At 31.6% G+C, this 18,631-nt stretch carries 17 protein-coding genes and 1 pseudogene; all 18 read right to left on the bottom strand.

The window, feature by feature from the left end; all coding sequences use genetic code 11:
* The 18 genes and pseudogenes from KHQ81_05280 to KHQ81_05195 all read right to left on the bottom strand — a co-directional run bounded on the left by KHQ81_05280 (position 1) and on the right by KHQ81_05195 (position 18,630).
* Positions 1-1,368: pseudogene (locus tag KHQ81_05280) on the bottom strand (glutamate mutase L).
* Positions 1,358-3,568, bottom strand: coding sequence for a cobalamin-dependent protein (locus KHQ81_05275; protein ID QVK19114.1), 2,211 nt, complete (start codon positions 3,566-3,568; stop codon positions 1,358-1,360). The pseudogene KHQ81_05280 and the gene KHQ81_05275 overlap by 11 nt, the downstream one beginning before the upstream one ends.
* The gene (locus KHQ81_05270) at positions 3,568-3,930 is read right to left on the bottom strand and encodes an ornithine aminomutase subunit alpha (GenBank protein ID QVK19560.1); all 363 of its coding nucleotides are present in this window, start codon (positions 3,928-3,930) and stop codon (positions 3,568-3,570) included. The genes KHQ81_05275 and KHQ81_05270 overlap by 1 nt, the downstream gene beginning before the upstream one ends.
* Before the next feature lie 24 nt (positions 3,931-3,954).
* A complete protein-coding gene (locus KHQ81_05265; protein QVK19113.1) occupies positions 3,955-5,379 on the bottom strand; it encodes a PLP-dependent lyase/thiolase in 1,425 nt (474 codons plus the stop codon).
* Positions 5,372-5,677: a 2-amino-4-ketopentanoate thiolase gene (locus tag KHQ81_05260; protein ID QVK19112.1), complete on the bottom strand. Its 306-nt coding sequence runs from the start codon at positions 5,675-5,677 to the stop codon at positions 5,372-5,374. The genes KHQ81_05265 and KHQ81_05260 overlap by 8 nt, the downstream gene beginning before the upstream one ends.
* A gap of 13 nt (positions 5,678-5,690) precedes the next feature.
* A complete protein-coding gene (locus KHQ81_05255) occupies positions 5,691-6,740 on the bottom strand; it encodes an NADP-binding protein (protein ID QVK19111.1) in 1,050 nt (349 codons plus the stop codon).
* A gap of 22 nt (positions 6,741-6,762) precedes the next feature.
* Positions 6,763-7,695 (bottom strand): carbamate kinase, encoded by a 933-nt coding sequence (gene arcC / locus KHQ81_05250; GenBank protein QVK19110.1) that lies wholly within the window; start codon positions 7,693-7,695, stop codon positions 6,763-6,765.
* Between the two features lie 14 nt (positions 7,696-7,709).
* Positions 7,710-8,705: an ornithine carbamoyltransferase gene (gene argF / locus KHQ81_05245; GenBank protein ID QVK19109.1), complete on the bottom strand. Its 996-nt coding sequence runs from the start codon at positions 8,703-8,705 to the stop codon at positions 7,710-7,712.
* 23 nt (positions 8,706-8,728) lie between these two features.
* The gene (gene arcA, locus KHQ81_05240) at positions 8,729-9,958 is read right to left on the bottom strand and encodes an arginine deiminase (protein QVK19108.1); all 1,230 of its coding nucleotides are present in this window, start codon (positions 9,956-9,958) and stop codon (positions 8,729-8,731) included.
* Positions 9,959-10,170: 212 nt separating this feature from the next.
* Positions 10,171-10,842 (bottom strand): Mpv17/PMP22 family protein, encoded by a 672-nt coding sequence (locus KHQ81_05235; protein ID QVK19559.1) that lies wholly within the window; start codon positions 10,840-10,842, stop codon positions 10,171-10,173.
* On the bottom strand, positions 10,832-11,509 hold the full coding sequence (locus KHQ81_05230; protein QVK19107.1) for a CoA transferase subunit B: 678 nt from the start codon (positions 11,507-11,509) through the stop codon (positions 10,832-10,834). The genes KHQ81_05235 and KHQ81_05230 overlap by 11 nt, the downstream gene beginning before the upstream one ends.
* On the bottom strand, positions 11,510-12,154 hold the full coding sequence (locus KHQ81_05225) for a 3-oxoacid CoA-transferase subunit A (GenBank protein ID QVK19106.1): 645 nt from the start codon (positions 12,152-12,154) through the stop codon (positions 11,510-11,512).
* 28 nt (positions 12,155-12,182) lie between these two features.
* On the bottom strand, positions 12,183-13,028 hold the full coding sequence (locus KHQ81_05220; protein ID QVK19105.1) for a 3-hydroxybutyryl-CoA dehydrogenase: 846 nt from the start codon (positions 13,026-13,028) through the stop codon (positions 12,183-12,185).
* Between the two features lies 1 nt (position 13,029).
* Positions 13,030-13,812: an enoyl-CoA hydratase/isomerase family protein gene (locus KHQ81_05215; protein ID QVK19104.1), complete on the bottom strand. Its 783-nt coding sequence runs from the start codon at positions 13,810-13,812 to the stop codon at positions 13,030-13,032.
* A 9-nt stretch (positions 13,813-13,821) separates the two neighbouring features.
* The gene (locus KHQ81_05210) at positions 13,822-14,631 is read right to left on the bottom strand and encodes a cobalamin-dependent protein (GenBank protein QVK19103.1); all 810 of its coding nucleotides are present in this window, start codon (positions 14,629-14,631) and stop codon (positions 13,822-13,824) included.
* A 1-nt stretch (position 14,632) separates the two neighbouring features.
* Positions 14,633-16,192: a lysine 5,6-aminomutase subunit alpha gene (locus KHQ81_05205; protein ID QVK19102.1), complete on the bottom strand. Its 1,560-nt coding sequence runs from the start codon at positions 16,190-16,192 to the stop codon at positions 14,633-14,635.
* Between the two features lie 7 nt (positions 16,193-16,199).
* Positions 16,200-17,618, bottom strand: coding sequence for a DNA mismatch repair protein MutS (locus KHQ81_05200; protein ID QVK19101.1), 1,419 nt, complete (start codon positions 17,616-17,618; stop codon positions 16,200-16,202).
* Positions 17,611-18,630 (bottom strand): hypothetical protein, encoded by a 1,020-nt coding sequence (locus tag KHQ81_05195; GenBank protein QVK19558.1) that lies wholly within the window; start codon positions 18,628-18,630, stop codon positions 17,611-17,613. The genes KHQ81_05200 and KHQ81_05195 overlap by 8 nt, the downstream gene beginning before the upstream one ends.
* Position 18,631 lies beyond the last annotated feature (1 nt).

The raw sequence follows: 18,631 nt of genomic DNA, 5'->3' as shown, positions 1-18,631 counted from the left end.
CTACAATCCTAAACTATTTAAAAGCAATTTTAAAGCTTGTTCAGGGTATTTTAAAGATAATACACCAAGAGATGCCATAATATACTCATTATCAATTAAAATGGAAGCTTCTGAAGATGGTGTTAATTTAGTTGGATTTTGTTTTTTAATTAAGTTTTCTAATAATGTTTTCCGATTTGGTAGTCTTGTTAAAGCACCACCGGTTCCAATAACATATTTCACGCTTGTTAAATCTTTACCTTCTGCTAATTTCATACAACCCTGTGAACCATATAAGTTTCTGTATTGACCACAATGTCTATCTAAAGCAACTGCTAAGGCTTCTTGCGTTAATCTTTCTACTAATGGAATTTGTTTACCTTTTGGTATTGGTTCAAAATGATTTAACAAAGAATCTAACTGATTTAAAGGTAGCTCTAAATCTTTTGCTAATTGTTCTTTTCCAATCATCTGAATAATATTATCACGATTAACATAAACACCTAAATCTCCTTCAACTGTTCTTTTGGCAATAGGTTCTGGACTGATTAAAATTCTATTAACATCTTCACTCCCATTGGTCACTGAATGAAGATCGGTTGTTGCACCACCAACATCAAAAGCAATTAAATCAGAAAGAGATTCTTTTAATAATTTTGAAGCTTGCATTACAGCTCCGGGTGTTGGTATAATCCGTTCTTTAACAATTTTTCGAACTTCATTCATGCCTGGAGCATGAATAATATGTTCTTCGAAGACATCCTGAATAATCTTTCTAGTTGGTTCAACATTTAATTCGTCTATTTTAGGATAAACATTTTCTGTAACCGTTAAAAATTTTTCTTGTCCAAAATTATTAAATATTTCTTTAACCTCATCAATAATAACACAATTACCAGCATATATAACTGGAATATTTAATTGTAAATTAGCTATCTCATAGGCATTATTTAAAGCAGTTTGCTTTTCTCCATAATCTACCCCACCGGCAATTAAAATAATATTTGGATTAATCTTTTTAACTTTGGATATATCAAATTTTGATAATTTACCACTTGTAACCAAATGAATATTTGCTCCTGCACCTAATGCAGCGTTTTGTGCTGCTTTGACGGTCATATCATAAACAAGACCATGAACCGTCATTTTTAATCCCCCTGCAGCACTACTAGTGGCAAAGATTTCTCCTATTTCTAAATTATCATCATTTAAATTTCCTTTAAGACTATTTATAGCTTCATTTAAACCGATATTTACATCGCCTAAATTCACAGATGTAGGTGCTTGACCTTAGCCAATAAACCGAGGTTTATTACCTAAAATACCAACGAAAGCATTCACTACTGTTGTTGTACTGCCAATTTCAGCAACTAATACATCAATCTTCATTAAGTAATTCCTGTTTACGATTAACTAAGAAAGAAGCAACATGGACACCCTTTGTTCCCCTACCAAAGCCTGCATCAATTCCTTGTGTCTTAGCAATTTCAGGTGATACTTGTGTTCCACCACAAATAATAATTACTTTATCACGGATTCCTTTTTCAATGGCTAATTCATGAATCTTTTTCATATTTCTATAATGAATTTCATCATGAGAAATAATTGTAGATGCTAAAATTGCATCAGCATTTGTTTCAATTGCTGCATCAATTAATTTTTCAATTGGTACAGAGGTACCTAAATATACGCAATCAACACCATATTTTTCAATACCACCATGTTTAATGTCTATGATTTCTCTCATACCAACCGAATGCTCATCTTCACCAACAGTAGCTGCAACGACTTTTAAACCATGATCTTTTACATAGTTTCTAATTTCATCATCTGATAATTCTTCTGGTTCTTCTGGAATAGTTAATGAAATTAAGTCAATATCAAAAGGTACTTTTCCTTTTAGTTGTATACGAGTTCCTTCTGCTTGATGTAACACTTCTCTGTGAATCACTTCAACATCCATCAAATTCATCTTCTTACCAATTTCTAACGCAGCAACCTCAGCATGTCGTCTATCAGTTGGTAACACTAAATCCACTACAACAACACCATCTGCTAACCATTCTACCTCTGGCTTAACAATTGAAGTAAGTCGATATTTTTCAGTTTCATCTAATCGTTTATAAACATTATCATTTTCATCTAATTCATCAATAAAAATAATTTTCTCAGGTTTCTCAAATGTAGAGCCTTCAATTAATTTAGCAGGATTATTTACTGCTGATTCATCATATTGTGCCACATTATTATACCCAAAGTGAGCAGTAACAGGCGCAAAATAATCATCATCACGTTTATAAACTGTATTTACACCAACGCCACCTTCCATCTTACGGGCAATACCATCTCCATTACGTTCTGGGTAAATTCCTGAATCAATAAAAAATCCTTTTTCAACCGCATCAAAATAGCCACCATTTTCAATCATTTCTTCTAAGAATAAAACAGCACGTTCTTTTAACTCTCTTACCTTATTTCGTAAGAAACCTTCATCTTTTAATTCTACCATTTCCATTAATCCATCCATACCGATTAATGCTTGTTTAGCAGTATCACATGCTTCAACATTATACATGTGCCATGGGACATTTCGTCCTTCATCAGGAGTTATGGTTGATTGAATGTCAGCACTTGTTAATTTTGATATTAATAAATTTAATACATGCGTTACAGTTGCATCTCTGGTTGAAGATTCCATATATTTCGTGTTCATTTGAGCACGCATTTTAAATTCTGAGAAAAACTCTCTTAAAGCAACTGCATAAGGTAAATTAATTTTTAAATCAGGAGCAGGAGCTGCAGTTGGTGGTACAGTTGATAATGCTATATTTTCTTTTTTCATCCCTACTTTAGTAGAAAAAGCAGAGTTAATTGCATGTTGAACTAATAACTCAGGCATTACTTTCCACGCATCTCGTGCAGTAGCATTAGCATTGTGTGCACCATCAATTTGTAAAGTATCTGCCCATGCCATGATTTTTTTTGATTCAGCTGCATCTACAAAGGAACGAATCATATTTATATTACGATATAAAACATTATATTGTGGGTCTTGATGAGCACCATTAACTCCTTCTTCAGCAAACATAACCGCAATATCTGGACCAGCTACACCTGAAACATAAGAATGGTAATTAATCGGACGTCCAACCTCTTCTTCAATGATATCTAATGCTTTACGTTGAAGTCTAACTTGTTTTCTAGTAACAGGAATTCCACCTATCCCTTGAGGTGTCCCTTCAATTAGTCCATCAAAATGAGATTGCCCAGCTGTTCTTATAACCATGATGTGATCCGCACCATGCCAAGCAGCCATTCTCATTCTTCTAATATCATCTTCAAAACGACCTGAAGCAATTTCTGTTGTTATAACAGGTAAAGGTTGTGGGTCTATTTGATTAAAATATTTCGCTGCAGGTAATGGAACACTATTTTTTAATGGTGTTGAAACTTCACTATAATTGTAGCCATTCATATTTAAATTTGGTTCATGTTTTCTCCAAACCCATCCACGACGTTTAGGTTTGTAGTCTTCGATATTCTTCATTAATTCACGAATATCTAACTTTTCATTAGGTTTTAATGTCATTATTTCACCACCTCAAAGCTATTTAATACTTCGTCCCAGTAATCTCCTTCAAGTAAATTTAATCCAGCTTCTCGGATAGACATTTTTTTCAATTGAGCAAGTTTGTAGACAACATGACCAGCACCTTTTCCAATTAATCCATAGTCTATAACACGGTCAACGATAGCTTTTGCTTCAATACTTGAAAATCCCATACGTAAAAGAACAGATCGTTCAATTGCTGGGGATGTATTTTCTTTTGCTAGAGTAATAAGTGGATCTATTACTCTATATGCTAAATCCCAAAATCTTATTTTTAATTCTTCATCAGTCAAATTTTCTAAATGTTTTCTTCTAACTTCAAAATCATCTTTTCTTGTCATTAATTTTTCCAAATTATCACCTCTTCAGTCAATTTTTATTCCTAACTCTTTTAATGTATCTAACACGAAAACTTTACTTTCATTCGTTTCTTCCATTAAAAATAATACATCCTCCTCAGATAAAGTAACATTTGAATTGTTTTTAATATGATTTTTAACACAAGATTTTTTAACTTTTAATAAATCTAGATCTATTGCTTTAATAAGACTTGGAGTTTCAGGTAGAATAATATTTTCACCAGGTACTTCATTCACTGGATTTCCAAATTCTATCTTCACACCATTATCTCTTGCAAATGAAAGTTGAGCACCATGATGTTTACCAGCTCCTGTATATTCTGTTTCTTGAACAACAATGATTTGGTCTTCATCTAATTCTTGTGCAATACTAAATGCTGCTACTAAAGATGTATTACCAGCAGGACCCCTCTCAATTCCTTCTAATATGGATAATGTCTCAGTCATATAAAATACTTCACCTTGATTAACGGTAACATAACGGTCTATATATCGAAGTGGGCGAGCAGCTGACCTTGGTACATCTGAACGATCTGGATAAGTCGCAAATGGAATACCAAATCCAGTATGACCAGTCGTAAAAGATTTACGATTAAACTGATAATCACTTGCCATATGTAATCCTTTTAAATTAACACTTGCTCCAACAATTTGAACGGATTGATCAGTTGCTTTTAATATACCACGAGCCGTACCTGTTAAGTTTCCACCACCAGCATTCGTACAAACAACAACATCAGGTACCTTACCAACTTGAGCTTCACACTGTTTCACAAGTTCATATCCTAACGTTTCAATTCCAGCAATTCCAAATGGTGTATATAATGATGCATTAAAACAACCTGTTTCTTCTAATAATTTTAAGGATGAATAAAATAATTCTGGTCCGACACTTAGTTGTATAACTTCAGCTCCCAATGCTTCACATTTTCTTGCTTTTTCAATTATTTCAGGTTGTCCAACTCCTCTAGAATCAAAACATTCTTGTACAATAATACATTTTAATCCATACTTAGCAGCTTGAGAAGCAACAGCGGCACCATAATTTCCTGATGTAGCAGCCATAACCCCTTTATAACCACATTTTTTAGCATGATAACAACTGATTGCTGCACGTCTTGCCTTAAAACTACCTGAATCATTTAAAGCTTCATCTTTAATGAATATCCTAGCACCCTTTCCTTTTGGCGCTAATTTTCTAGCCATTGCTGAAATATTTTTCAATTCTTTCAAAGGAGTGTTTCCTACCCCATTATTATATTGAATTTGTTTAATCTCATCTAATGAATAGGGTGTTGCATTTTGCATCATCTTTTCATAATCAAATCCGATTCCCTTATTCTCATAAACCTCATAGTCTATTCCCACTGACTTTTTCATAATTTCATTACGACGAGACATAATACTAGCATATGACATATCTTTATTCATTTATCTCATCTCCAAACATAAAATCTTTTACCATCTGTCCAATTTGAATAATTTCAGGAACAAAATGACCAAAATTATGTTTAAACGATGGATTTTCTTGGACTAATTCGCCTTCTTCAATACGATTAGTTAAGGTCTTAATTTGGACAATCTCACCCAAGTTACCATCCTCTACTAAAAAACCTTTTACCCACATTTCTAGAGGTATTTTTTTAGTATCATCAGGTACTTGAGGCGCTCTATCTTTTGGTTCTAAAATAATCTTATGAATTTGAACCCAAGTTCCTTTTTTAATCATTTTATCTACCTCTTTAATCAATCATTTCTCTTACATCACCCATAATAGCACGTGGAACAGGTAGGTCTATCATTGTTTTTAATCCATTTTTAGCATTAATAACATGAGGAATCATATTAACACACATAGCGATTGTCCCAATTCCACCATCTACTTCTGGATTAATAGCCATATTGACTTCTGGTGTTCCTTTAATTTTAATATAATCTCCAGTATCTACCCCAGCTAATTGTGGTTCAATTTGTTGTGGATGGTCCATATTAATCTTAACTTCACCATTAACACTACCTTGACCTGTCATCGCAACACCACAAACATCACCTTTTGCTGCAAATCCATAAGGTGATTTTCTATCTACATCAGTGATAATAGGTTTCATTTGTTGTGAAAATTGATCTACTTTCCATCTTAAGGCATCAGCTATCATATGTACACTCTCAGAAAAACCAACATGACCTGCCATTGTGTTATTTTCTAATCGCTTGTTAAATTCTTCAACTGATAATCCTACACCTTGTTCTTCCATGACAGCATGTCCAAATGGTGATAAACTGTTTACACGACTAACATCAATATGTTCAACATCTTCCATAACACCTGTTAGACAAACAACTAATAAATCCATCATCATTCCAGGATTTATTCCTGTACCAAGAACTGTAACACCATTTTCTTTGGCGATACGGTCCATTTCACTAGCTAATTCAGGACTTTGTGCTTGTGGATATGCCATTTCTTCAGCAGTAGAAATAACATTAACTTTTTTATTCAATAATAATTTAATTTTAGGAAATGCATTTTTTGTAAAAGAATCAGTTGCTAATAAGGCAACATCACATGATTTTTCACTAACAACTTCATCAATATTATCATTAACTAGAACACTAGGATGATCTTTTTGAGGCATATCTAAAATAGTAAAAATATTTTTCCCTACATAATTTTGATTTTTATCACAAACCCCTACTATTTCAAAGCCAGTTTTTTTTAGAATCATTCTAGCCATTCCGCTTCCCATTGCTCCAAATCCCCAAATGGCAACTCTCACTTTTTCATTTCTCATAACATCAACTCCATTATTTTAATTATAAGGTAACTTTTGTACCACTTTTTCCATCTAAGGCAGCTTTAACTTTTTCAAGTGAAGCAATGACTGCTACCCTACCTTTTTTACTAGCAGCAAAACTCATCGCAGCTTCAATTTTTGGTAACATACTACCTTTAGCAAAATGGTTTTCCAAAATATATTCTTTTGCTTTTTCTACGGTTAAAGAATCTAAATCTATTTGATTTGGTTTATTAAAATTAATCGATACTTTATCAACTGCTGTTAATATGAATAGATAGTCTGCATCTAATATTTCAGCAATTTTACTACTAGCGAAATCTTTATCAATAACTGCTGAAACGCCAGTCAATTGACCATTTTCTTCAATAACAGGAATTCCTCCACCACCAACGGTAATGACAATATGCCCTGCATTAACTAATGTATTAACAATATCTTTTTCAACAACATCAACTGGTTTAGGACTAGGAACAACACGTCGCCATCCACGACCTGAATCTTCCTTAAAAATATAACCTTTTTCTTTTTCGATTTTATCGGCTTCTTCTTTATTATAAAAAGACCCAATTGGCTTTGTTGGATTAGTAAAAGCACCGTCATCTTTATCAACAACAACTTGTGTCACGATTGTAGCAACTTTCTTATTTATTTTTTGATTTTTTAATTCTGCATAAATCGCATTTTGTAAATGATATCCAATATATCCCTGACTCATAGCTCCACATTCTGGAAATGGCATTTCAGGTGATTTTGTTTCACTTAATGAAGCAGTTTCAAACGCTAAATTAATCATACCTACTTGAGGTCCATTGCCATGGGTAATAATTACTTCATTCCCTTTCGCAATTAATTCAACAAGTGATTTCGCAGTATGTTTCACTAGATTTAATTGTTCAAAAGGTGTTTTACCTAAAGCATTACCACCTAGAGCGACAACAATTCTTGACATATTTCCCCTCCTAATTATGCTCCTATAGTTGCTAACATGACTGCTTTAATCGTATGCAAACGATTTTCAGCTTCATCAAATACTACAGAATGTTTTGATTCAAATACTTCATCGGTAACTTCCATACTTGTTAAACCGAATTTCTCATATATTTGTTTTCCAATAACTGTTTTTGTATCGTGGAATGCTGGTAAACAATGCATAAAGATAACTTCTTCATCAGCATTATTAATCATATCCATATTCACTTGGTATGGTTTTAATTGATTAATTCTTTTTTCCCATACTTCGTCTGGTTCACCCATTGATACCCATACATCAGTATAAATAACATCTACACCTTTTGTTCCCTCAAGAATATCTTCTGTTAAGGTAATTTTTGCATGCGTGTCTTTAGCAATCTCACGACATTGTTTAACTAATTCTTCATCCGGCCATAATTCTTTAGGAGCTACTGCACGGAAATCAAGACCCATTTTAGCAGCACCAATCATTAATGAATTCCCCATATTATTTCTTGTATCACCAACATAAGCAAATTTAATGCCTTTTAATCTACCTTTATGTTCTAATATCGTCATAAAATCAGCTAAGATTTGGGTTGGATGATATAAATCGGTCAAACCATTCCAAACAGGTACACCAGCATATTTTGCTAAGTCATCTACTGTTTCTTGTTTGAATCCACGGAATTCAATACCATCATACATTCTTCCTAATACTCTTGCAGTATCAGCAACACTTTCTTTTTTTCCCATTTGACTTCCTGTTGGACCTAAATAGGTAACACTCATTCCTAAATCATAAGCTCCCGTTTCAAATGCACAACGAGTTCTTGTTGAATCTTTCTCAAATAATAAAACAACATTTTTTCCTTTTAATTGTGGTTGTTCATAACCTGCATATTTTGCTTTCTTTAAATCAACAGCAAGATTCAACAAATAATTAATTTCTTTAGTTGTGTAATCTAATAAAGTTATAAAATTTTTACTTCTAATATTAACTGGCATTTTTATTCCTCCTAAAATATATATTAAACGTCCTCACGTAACAGAGGCATACTCATACATCGAGGACCTCCACGTCCTCTTGATAGTTCACTTGAAGAAATGGCATGTACTTTAACACCATGTTCTTTTAAAATAGCGTTTGTTACATAATTTCTTCCATACACAATAACTTCACCTGGTGATAAAGCTAATGTATTTGCGCCATCGTTCCATTGTTCTCTACCAGATATAACTTCATCTCCACCACCACATGGTATTAAGGTAACATTTTCATTGAGATATCGTGATAATATAATATCTAAACGTTCAACAATTGGTTTTACACTTAATTTACCTGGTCTTAATGTATCTTTAGTTAATTCATAAACTTTAAAATTATCGTCAATTTGACTATGAATAGTAAATTTATCATGATCAACACGCGTAAAAACAGTGTCAAGATGCATAAATGCTCTGGTTTTAGGAATATCAAACGCTAAAACCATTTCAAACGAAGTATTATACTTATACAAGATATTTTTAACCAATGATTCAATTGCTAGTGGATGGGTTCTTTGACTGACACCAACTGCTAATATTTTGTCAGATAAAACTAAGATATCGCCACCTTCTATAGAAAAAGGTTGGTCTCTATCATAATAGCGTTCAACATTGTTTTTTCCATAAACATTATGATACTTAAAGATATAATCACCAAATATTGTTTCTCTTCTACGGGTTAAAGTATACATTTTGCTCATTGTGATCCCATTTCCAACTGAACTAAATGGGTCTCTAGTAAAATATAAATTAGGCATAGGATCACAAACAAATGGGTAATCCCCAATATAATCACTTAATGTACGTTTTGTCCAATTTGGTATTTCTTTTTTACGAATTCCAGACATGGTTTTTTCAATCATTTCTTTTGTATTATCAAAAGAATTTAAATATTCAGTTACCACATGTCTTAATGTCTCACTTACTACATGTGATTCATCAAGAAACTGGCTTATAAACTGTGATTTTAGTTCATTACTTTGATCTAGCGTTTCAGAGACTAGGTCCTCTAAATAAACCACTTCAACTTTATTTTGTCTAAATACATCTGCAAATTCATCATGTTCTTTTTGTGCTAATTCGAGCCAAGGAATATCATCAAATAATAACCTTTCTAACCATTCAGGTTTTAGATTTTCTAATTCTTTTCCTGGCCTATGTAGCAACACCTTTTTTAGTCTTCCTATTTCTGAATTAACATTTATGTGTTTCAATGTATCAACTCCTTAAATATGACTTGTGATAATATTAAATCTCAGAAAAAAGTGGAATGTCAGCAATTAAGAACCTCAAAAAGGTTATAAACTGACCATCCCATTCTTCTAAATTTTCATGTGAAACGCTGATTGTAAACGCATACATTTAAATTATACCATTAAATTGGAAATTACAACATATATTATCAAAATATTTTTAAAAAAGCATATTATAATCGTTTTATTTGTCTTTTAGACAATGATAAAATGATTCCTAAAACAATTGATAACAAAGCAGCTACTAAAACGCGATACACTTCTGGTAATAAGAAAGTAACCGTATGTGCTGGTATCCAGAAGAAAGGAATTGTTTTAAAAACAACAAATTTAATAAAATGATTCCAATCAATGGATTTAATTACTTGTTCTGATTTTATAGATGCTATTTGTTTTAGATTTCCATGACCTAATTCTATGTATGTATCAGTAATACGATGAAATGCCATAAAAGTTGGCGCAAAGATAAGGTTCATCAATGTACTTGTTAAGAAAGCAAAAAGTAATTTACCTAAAAATGTATGATGACTAATCTGAGGTAGTAAATAATCTTCTTGAAGTGCAATAACACCTGATGCAAAAAGTTTAAAAACTAAAACAAAACTACACCCAATCAAACCCCATATAATCATTTTCAAAATTATACCATTAATCTTATAGGTACCTTTTGAAATTCTAGATGCTAATAACTCACCCATTGTCGCCAATACAGCTACTTTAATAAATCCCATTAAGTAGGGATATTGATTTGTTAAATCAATAAATGTATTTCTAGATTGTTTAACAACAAGAATTGTACATATTAAAATAAAAATTATTACAAATAAAGAATCTTTACGCTTTATTTTCATATGGAACATCCATTATTTTTAAATTTTCTGAAATAATTAATTGCGCACCTGTTGCTTCCTGTACTTCTTCTACAGTAAACATTGGGTTTATTTCAATTAACTTTATACCAGATGGTGTAATTTCCATGACACCCATTTCAGTAAATATCATATCAACCTCACCCTTAGCGGTTAATGGTAATGTACATTCTTTTAATATTTTTGGTCTTCCTTTATTTGTATGACTCATGGCAACAATGACTTTTTTAGCACCAACTAATAAATCCATTGCTCCACCCATACCAGGTACCATCTTTCCAGGTATTATCCAATTAGCGATATTCCCTTTTTCATCTACTTCTAAAGACCCTAGGACTGTTAAATCAACATGTCCACCACGTATTATAGAAAATGAAATAGAACTATCAAAATATGCACCGCCAGGTAATATAGTTACCGGTTGTCCTCCTGCATTGGTTACATCAAAGTCTTCTTCACCTTCATTTGGTTTAGGACCTAAATTAATTAACCCGTTTTCAGATTGAAAATAAACATTTATACCTTCTGGTACATAATTAGCAACTAAAGTTGGTAATCCAATTCCTAAATTAACAACATCACCATCTCTTAACTCTAAAGCAACTCTTCTAGCTATAATTTCTTTAATGCTTCTACTATCCATCTACTCATCCTCCTTCACAATGTAATCAACAAAGATATGTGGAGTTATGATATGATTTGGATCTAATTCATCCACTAATTGTTCTGGCCAAACAAAAACCTTTTCACAAGCCATTGCCATCATTGGATTAAAATTTCGTGTTGTCGCATTATAGATGACATTCCCATATTTATCAACTTTTGAACCTCTAATAATTGCTACATCAGCTTTTAAAGGCTTTTCTACTAAAAATTCAACACCATCAATTTCTATTTTTTGTTTTGTCTCTTCTACTATTGTTCCAATCCCTGTTGTTGTTAATACACCACCAAGCCCAGCCCCACCTGCGCGTATTTGTTCAATTAAAGTCCCTTGTGGAATGAGGACCGTTTCTAATTCTCCTGATGCCATCATTTTTCCAGCCGTTGGATTTAATCCAATATGAGAAGCTAGCAATTTTTTCACTTGTTTATTTTCAATTAATTTCCCAACCCCCTTATCAGGAAATCCAGCATCATTACATATAATTGTTAAATCTTTGACATTAGATTCTACTAAAGCATCAATTAACGGTTCTGATGTACCAACAGCCATAAATCCACCTACCATAATTGACATTCCATCTTTAAAATGAGATTTAAAATCATTGATGTCAATTAATTTCATATATTTACCTCCTGAAGTTAATTTTAATTTATTTTTTATAATTATAAAACCCTTTTCCAGTTTTTCTTCCTAATAAATTAGCTCGCACCATTTTTTTCAAATACGGATGCGGACGATATTTTTGATCACCAAATTCTTTAAATAATACTTCCATGATCGCTAAAACAACATCATTACCGATTAAATCAGATAAGGCAAGTGGTCCCATCGGATGATTAGCGCCATACATCATTGCTTTATCGATGTCTTCTACTGATGCGACCTGTTCTGATAATATGCCTATTGCTTCATTAATCATAGGAATTAGTAATCTGTTAACCACAAATCCTGGTGCTTCTTCAACATTAACCACTTCTTTTCCAATACTTTTAACAAACTCGATGATTGTATTAAATGTTTCAGTACTTGTTGTTAATCCTTTTATTACTTCTATTAATTTCATTACTGGAGCAGGATTAAAGAAATGAATTCCGATGACTTTATCACATCTAGTTGTACTAGCAGCAATTTCTGTTATCGAAAGTGAAGAAGTATTCGTTGCTAAAATCGCATCTTTTTGTATTGTTTCATCTAGTTGCTTAAATATTTTTTTCTTAATTTCCATATTTTCAACAGCAGCTTCGATAACTAAATCCACATCATAGGCTTCTTTAATATCAGTATTTATTGAAATATGATTTAATATTGTATTTTTTTGTTCCTCTGTTATTTTTCCTTTAGAAACAAGTTTTTCTAAATTCCGTGTAATTTTTTGATAACCCTTTTCAACTAATTCACTTGATATATCATTTAAAATAACCGTTTGCCCAGATTGTGCAATAACTTGAGCAATGCCACTTCCCATTGTTCCACTACCAATAATAAGGACTTTCATCTTATTCCTCCTTGTTGTGATTAAATTTAGCTTTCCTTTTTTCAATAAAGGCATTCATTCCTTCTTTTTGATCATAGAAAGAAAAACAATTTGAAAAATGAACAGTTTCTAATTCTATTCCATCGTCTAAAGAACCTTCAATTCCTTCATCTACAACTTGTTTTGTCGACAAAACAGCGTGTAATGAATTTTTGTTAATAGAATGAATTAAATGATGAACTTTTTCATTTAAAGACTCTAATGGTTCTACAGATGATACCAAACCGATTGTTAATGCTTCTTTAGCATCAATCATTTTACCTGTAAATAATAATTCTTTCGCTTTTGATACACCAACAATTCTAGGTAAACGGATTGTACCAGAAAATCCTGGTGTAATCCCTAATGAGACTTCTGGTTGCCCAAATTTAGCCTTTTCTGATGCGATACGAATATCACATGCCATTGCGAGTTCATTTCCACCACCTAAACAATAGCCATTAATTGTTGCTATTGTCACTTTTTTTAATAACTCGATTTTCCTAAAAACATCTGCACCAAATTTTCCATAAGCTTTTGCTTCTGATGTGTTCATATGAGCCATTTCTGAAATATCAGCTCCAGCAATAAATGCTTTCCCTACACCTGTAAAGAGAACAAAATGAATATTATCATCTGCCTTTATTTCATTAATAACTTGATCCAATTCGTTTAACATTTCTTTATTGATTGCATTTAAGGCATTAGGTCTATTAAAAGTAATTTTCGCGATGTTATCATTTACTTCATAAAGAATCGTATTCATACATTCCTCCTAACGCTTTTTTGTACCTAAAGGTAGTCTATTTACCAAATTTCTTTTAACCATTTCACATACAGAAAATGCGGCAACATCTTCTGCAAACTTCTTCACACCAAACCCAGCATCATACCCTAATTCTTTCGCTAATTCATGAGAAATTCTTGGACCACCACAAATGAGAACGACTTGATCCCTAATTCCCTCTGCTTCTAATAACTCTATTAAATGTGTTAAATTTTTGATATGTACATCTTTTTGCGTAACTGTCTGTGATACTAATAAAACATCTGCGTTATATTCAATCGCTTTTTGAACAAATACTTCATTTTCTACTTGACTTCCTAAATTATAAGCATCAATCCCATGATATCGTTCTAACCCATAATGTCCTGCATAACCTTTCATATTCATAATTGCATCTATTCCAACCGTATGGGCATCACTTCCTGTTGAAGCACCTATTATCACAATATCTCTTTTAATGTTTTCTTCAATGTAATGTTCGATATCATGCATATCCATGTGATTTGTTTCAACTGTTTCTACATGAATACTAGTATAATCAGCAGAATGCATTAAATTACCATAAATAATATAAAATGAAAAATTATCATCAAGATCTTGACCATGTGATACAAGTGGATCAATTAATCCCATCTTTTTAGCTAATTCTTTAGCACATTCTTCACCCTTCTCGTTAAAAGGAACCGGAAGTGTAAAACTTACTTGTACTTTTCCATCATTTATGGTATCCCCATAAGGTTTTACTTTCGTCAAATCTAATGTTTTATCAAAATCTTTTTTATCTAGTGAATATCCCATTTTAAACCTCCTTTAATTCCTCTACCATTAAATCTAATACAAGATTAAAATAGGCATTTTCTTTTTTAAAGACATTTTCTAATCCTTTACCACCATTTTGTGGACGTTTTATTCCAGCAAAAATGCCTTTTTCTAATGTCTCAAAGATTCCCATTTTTTCGATTTTCGAAAGTAAATTATTTGCATTATTTAATACTTCTTTAGCACGATTTTCAATAATTCCACCTTTTTTAAATTCTATTTCTTCACTTATATCTTTCATCGTTGTAAAAATATATTGAGCATTTTCAATCGCCAAAGCTCTATCAGACATAAATGGTGTATGTATTGCTTCTGTCATCATACCCAATAAATGAATTTTTTGATTGGTCATGATGGTTGTCATATTAAATAAGGCATCTTGTACATGTCCTCTAAAGACATTTCCTGTCATAAATTTAGTTGGTGGCATATATTTCAATGGAGCATTTGGAAAGATCTCTCTTGCCATTTGCGCTTGAGCAACTTCATATAAAAATCCATTTTCAACATCAGGGTTTATTTCAAAAGCATGACCTAATCCTTGTAATTCTTCTGGTAAATGAGCAAGTAAAGCAAACTGTTCATTGATAAATTGTGATGCTAAAACTGTATGTGCTTCTTCAATCGCATCGCTTGTAGTTAAATAATTATCTTCACCAGTGTTGATAATAATTCCAGCATATGAATTAATTACACGTGAAAAATATTGATCAACAAAAGTACGTTTCATATTTATATCCCGGAACAGAATACCATATAATGAATCATTAAGCATAACATCAAGACGTTCTAAAGCACCCATCGCTGAAATCTCTGGCATACATAAACCAGAAGCATAGTTAACTAGTTTTATGTATCTACCTAATTCTTCTCCTACCTCATCTAGTGCTTTTCGCATAATTTTAAAGTTTTCTTGAGTTGCATAGGTTCCACCAAAACCTTCAGTTGTAGCACCATATGGTACATAATCTAATAGTGATTGTCCGGTTGAACGAATCACAGCAATGATATCAGCCCCTTGTTTTGCAGCTGCTACTGCTTGTGTAACATCTTCATATATATTACCTGTAGCAACAATAACATAAAGTTCAGGTCCTTTTTTTATCCCATATTTTTTAAATTGTTGTTTTCTGTACACATTATTTGATTTAATAAAATCCAAATATTTTTCTACAATTGGTTGTAAGGCAAGACGAATATCAAATATATCATTTTTAGGTAATTTCGTAATATCTAATTCATCTGAAGCAATTTTTTCTGCAATATCTTGTGGACTAAGTCCTGTTTCTATCATTGCATTTCCTATGTAATAACAAACCCCTAATCCAATATTTCCTCTATCTTTAATATGGTCTACGACAACATTAGGTAAAGCAACATCTAAATCATTTACACCATCAATGCCTACTAGTCGACAAATGGTTCTTTCAACGCTTACCGTTGTATGTTTATCAATAAATTCTTGTACATTTTGAGCTATATTTTTAGCATGGATTCTTGCTTCATTAACGACATTCCAATCTAAATTAAGTTTACTCAAATCTTGATCACTCCTCGTAGCATTTATCTAAGTATGCTTTAAAATCTTTGTCAATATCTAATAAAACGGATACTTTATAAGCTTCTTTTGGTACCTGTTCAATTTTTGTAACTTTTTTTAATGTATAATTCATAAACCGATTAAAATCTTTTATTGAGTGAATAGTAACACTATCTATCTCTTCATCTTTTAACCCCTCAATTTGATAATGATTCATATTAGACGTAACAACACCATCATAATGAGTCGCTAATAATGTGTAAGAAGAATAATTTTTCGAAAATTCTGCAAAGGCTTTAACAAATTTTTGTCCTTCACTCGGATTAGTTGAACGAGCAAATTCATCCACACATATCAAATAAGTATTTTTCTTCATCTTTTCTATCGTGTTATTTATTGAAGCAATTTCAAATCCAAAAGAAGATAAACCATGTATCACGTTTTCAGATTCATAACCAACATATTCAATTCCTGATACGATAGGAATAAACGCCTCTTTCGCAAATACATAAAATCCAAGATGAGCTAAGCAAACGTTTAATGCGACTGTTTTAATAACTGACGATTTCCCACTCATATTAGCCCCAGTCAATATGGTTGTTCCTTGATACATCTCTATTGAATTTTTAGTATAATGATTACCTAGTTGTTCAACTTGATTCTTAATTAAAGGATTCTCCATATCTACTAGACTAAGTAGGTTTTCTGAAATCGTTGGTTTCACGGCATGATACTTAACTGCCATTTTAGCTTTTCCAATAAGTACATCGATATGACTTATTTTACTAATATTATCTTCCATCTTACAAACCATATTTTGTAATTGATGTGTTAATTTTTTTCGTACCTTTAATTCCTCATCTGCTTCTAAGATGACATACTTTGATCGTAATATTTGAAGCTGTTCTCTATTTTTATCATCTGCTTTAAAATATTGATGTTCAATTTTTCTTTTTTCTAGACGGATTTCTTTTAAATGTTCTGAATATGAATTATAAATCGTAAAATCTGTAGTTATATCATTATTGCTTGATGATAGTAATTGAATAATATCTTGACAATCGTTCATCGTTAATAATTCAATATCAAAAGGATTAAAAACTTTCTTAAGTTCATTCATGTAAATAGCTTGTATCTTTATTTCATATAAGTCAACAATATCTAATATCTTACCTTCTTTACAATTTTTCAATGTTAATTTAATATCTTTAAATTTATCTAAAATACGTTCTAGTTTATCAAAATCATTAAAATGTTGAATAAATTTTTCAATTAAATGATATTCTTTCAATAATTCATCTTTTGAATCAAATGGAGTCAAGTGATGAAGAAAGAAATTACCATAAGCACTATGAATGGTTATTTCTTTCATTAAATCATTAAAACTGATAACTTTTTTGACTTGTCCATTAATAAATTTATTCATCATTATCCCTCACAACATTGTATATTGGTATCGTTAGTTTTTGACTTAATGCCAATTGAAACTTTTCTGCATCAAAGGCATAATTTAAAGGAGATGTAGGGTTAATTGAAACACAAAGTAATTTAGTTTTCTCTAATACTTGAATATCAACATTAATATGCTTTAATTTATCACTTGTATATTTATGAAACAAACATTTAGTCGCATGAGGTACGACAACCTTTAATGATTTAAATTTATTACGATTTTCAAACAATACTTTAAGAAATTCATCCGTTAAAGCACCATTTATCAGCAAATATTTTACCCCATAATTTAATTCATTAATAATTTGCTTCGCTGAATTTAATGCTGTTTTCACCTTAATTGATTTTATAAATCCATTTTGATAAACAAGTGAAAGAGGAGATTCATCCATAACTCGACTAAAATCAGTGTATAATGATTGATCAACTTCTTTTAAGTTAAATAAATGAACAATATGTTCTGTATCTTCTATCACAGTTTTTATTTGACTTGAATAAGCAGCTCCAGTACACAAAATTGTTGCTTCACTTACCTCTTCTGAAGCTAATCCTTTTCTACTGATGGCACCATCAATTAATATCACATCAACTGAATAATGTTTTAATCTAGAAATAACCCTTTTCATTTGTTGATTGAATGAAGGACCAGCTAAATCAACATAACCATCACTTAACGCTCGAACAATCACCACTTCACCTAAAGGTGTATTAATATCAGTTGTTTCTAATATTTGTTTTGTAAAATCAGAGTTCTGTAAACATATCGTTGTTGTTGCGATAATCGTACCACTTTCTATATAAATCTTAGGTTTTGGAGTATTTGTCACAACATCTACATTTTCCCCATCTCTTCCAATTGATGTTAACCCTACTACCTTTTTATGATATAAATGTTTTAACAAATAATTCAATGTCGTTGTCTTACCAACATTTTTAGCCATTCCAATAATAGAGATGACTTTATAATTTTCTATTAAAGAAATCATT

It is taken from the genome of Mycoplasmatota bacterium (genome assembly GCA_018394295.1).
GTDB lineage: Bacteria > Bacillota_I > Bacilli_A > Haloplasmatales > Haloplasmataceae > JAENYC01.
The sequence above is the reverse complement of the archived record's forward strand: the minus strand, read 5'-3'. Positions and strand labels throughout refer to the sequence as shown.

Coding starts and splice junctions, on each gene's coding strand:
- KHQ81_05275 (QVK19114.1), bottom strand. CDS start 3,568: ATGACATTAAAACCTAATGAAAAGTTAGATATTCGTGAATTAATGAAG.
- KHQ81_05270 (QVK19560.1), bottom strand. CDS start 3,930: ATGACAAGAAAAGATGATTTTGAAGTTAGAAGAAAACATTTAGAAAAT.
- KHQ81_05265 (QVK19113.1), bottom strand. CDS start 5,379: ATGAATAAAGATATGTCATATGCTAGTATTATGTCTCGTCGTAATGAA.
- KHQ81_05260 (QVK19112.1), bottom strand. CDS start 5,677: ATGATTAAAAAAGGAACTTGGGTTCAAATTCATAAGATTATTTTAGAA.
- KHQ81_05255 (QVK19111.1), bottom strand. CDS start 6,740: ATGAGAAATGAAAAAGTGAGAGTTGCCATTTGGGGATTTGGAGCAATG.
- arcC (QVK19110.1), bottom strand. CDS start 7,695: ATGTCAAGAATTGTTGTCGCTCTAGGTGGTAATGCTTTAGGTAAAACA.
- argF (QVK19109.1), bottom strand. CDS start 8,705: ATGCCAGTTAATATTAGAAGTAAAAATTTTATAACTTTATTAGATTAC.
- KHQ81_05230 (QVK19107.1), bottom strand. CDS start 11,509: ATGGATAGTAGAAGCATTAAAGAAATTATAGCTAGAAGAGTTGCTTTA.
- KHQ81_05225 (QVK19106.1), bottom strand. CDS start 12,154: ATGAAATTAATTGACATCAATGATTTTAAATCTCATTTTAAAGATGGA.
- KHQ81_05220 (QVK19105.1), bottom strand. CDS start 13,028: ATGAAAGTCCTTATTATTGGTAGTGGAACAATGGGAAGTGGCATTGCT.
- KHQ81_05215 (QVK19104.1), bottom strand. CDS start 13,812: ATGAATACGATTCTTTATGAAGTAAATGATAACATCGCGAAAATTACT.
- KHQ81_05210 (QVK19103.1), bottom strand. CDS start 14,631: ATGGGATATTCACTAGATAAAAAAGATTTTGATAAAACATTAGATTTG.
- KHQ81_05200 (QVK19101.1), bottom strand. CDS start 17,618: ATGAATAAATTTATTAATGGACAAGTCAAAAAAGTTATCAGTTTTAAT.
- KHQ81_05195 (QVK19558.1), bottom strand. CDS start 18,630: ATGATTTCTTTAATAGAAAATTATAAAGTCATCTCTATTATTGGAATG.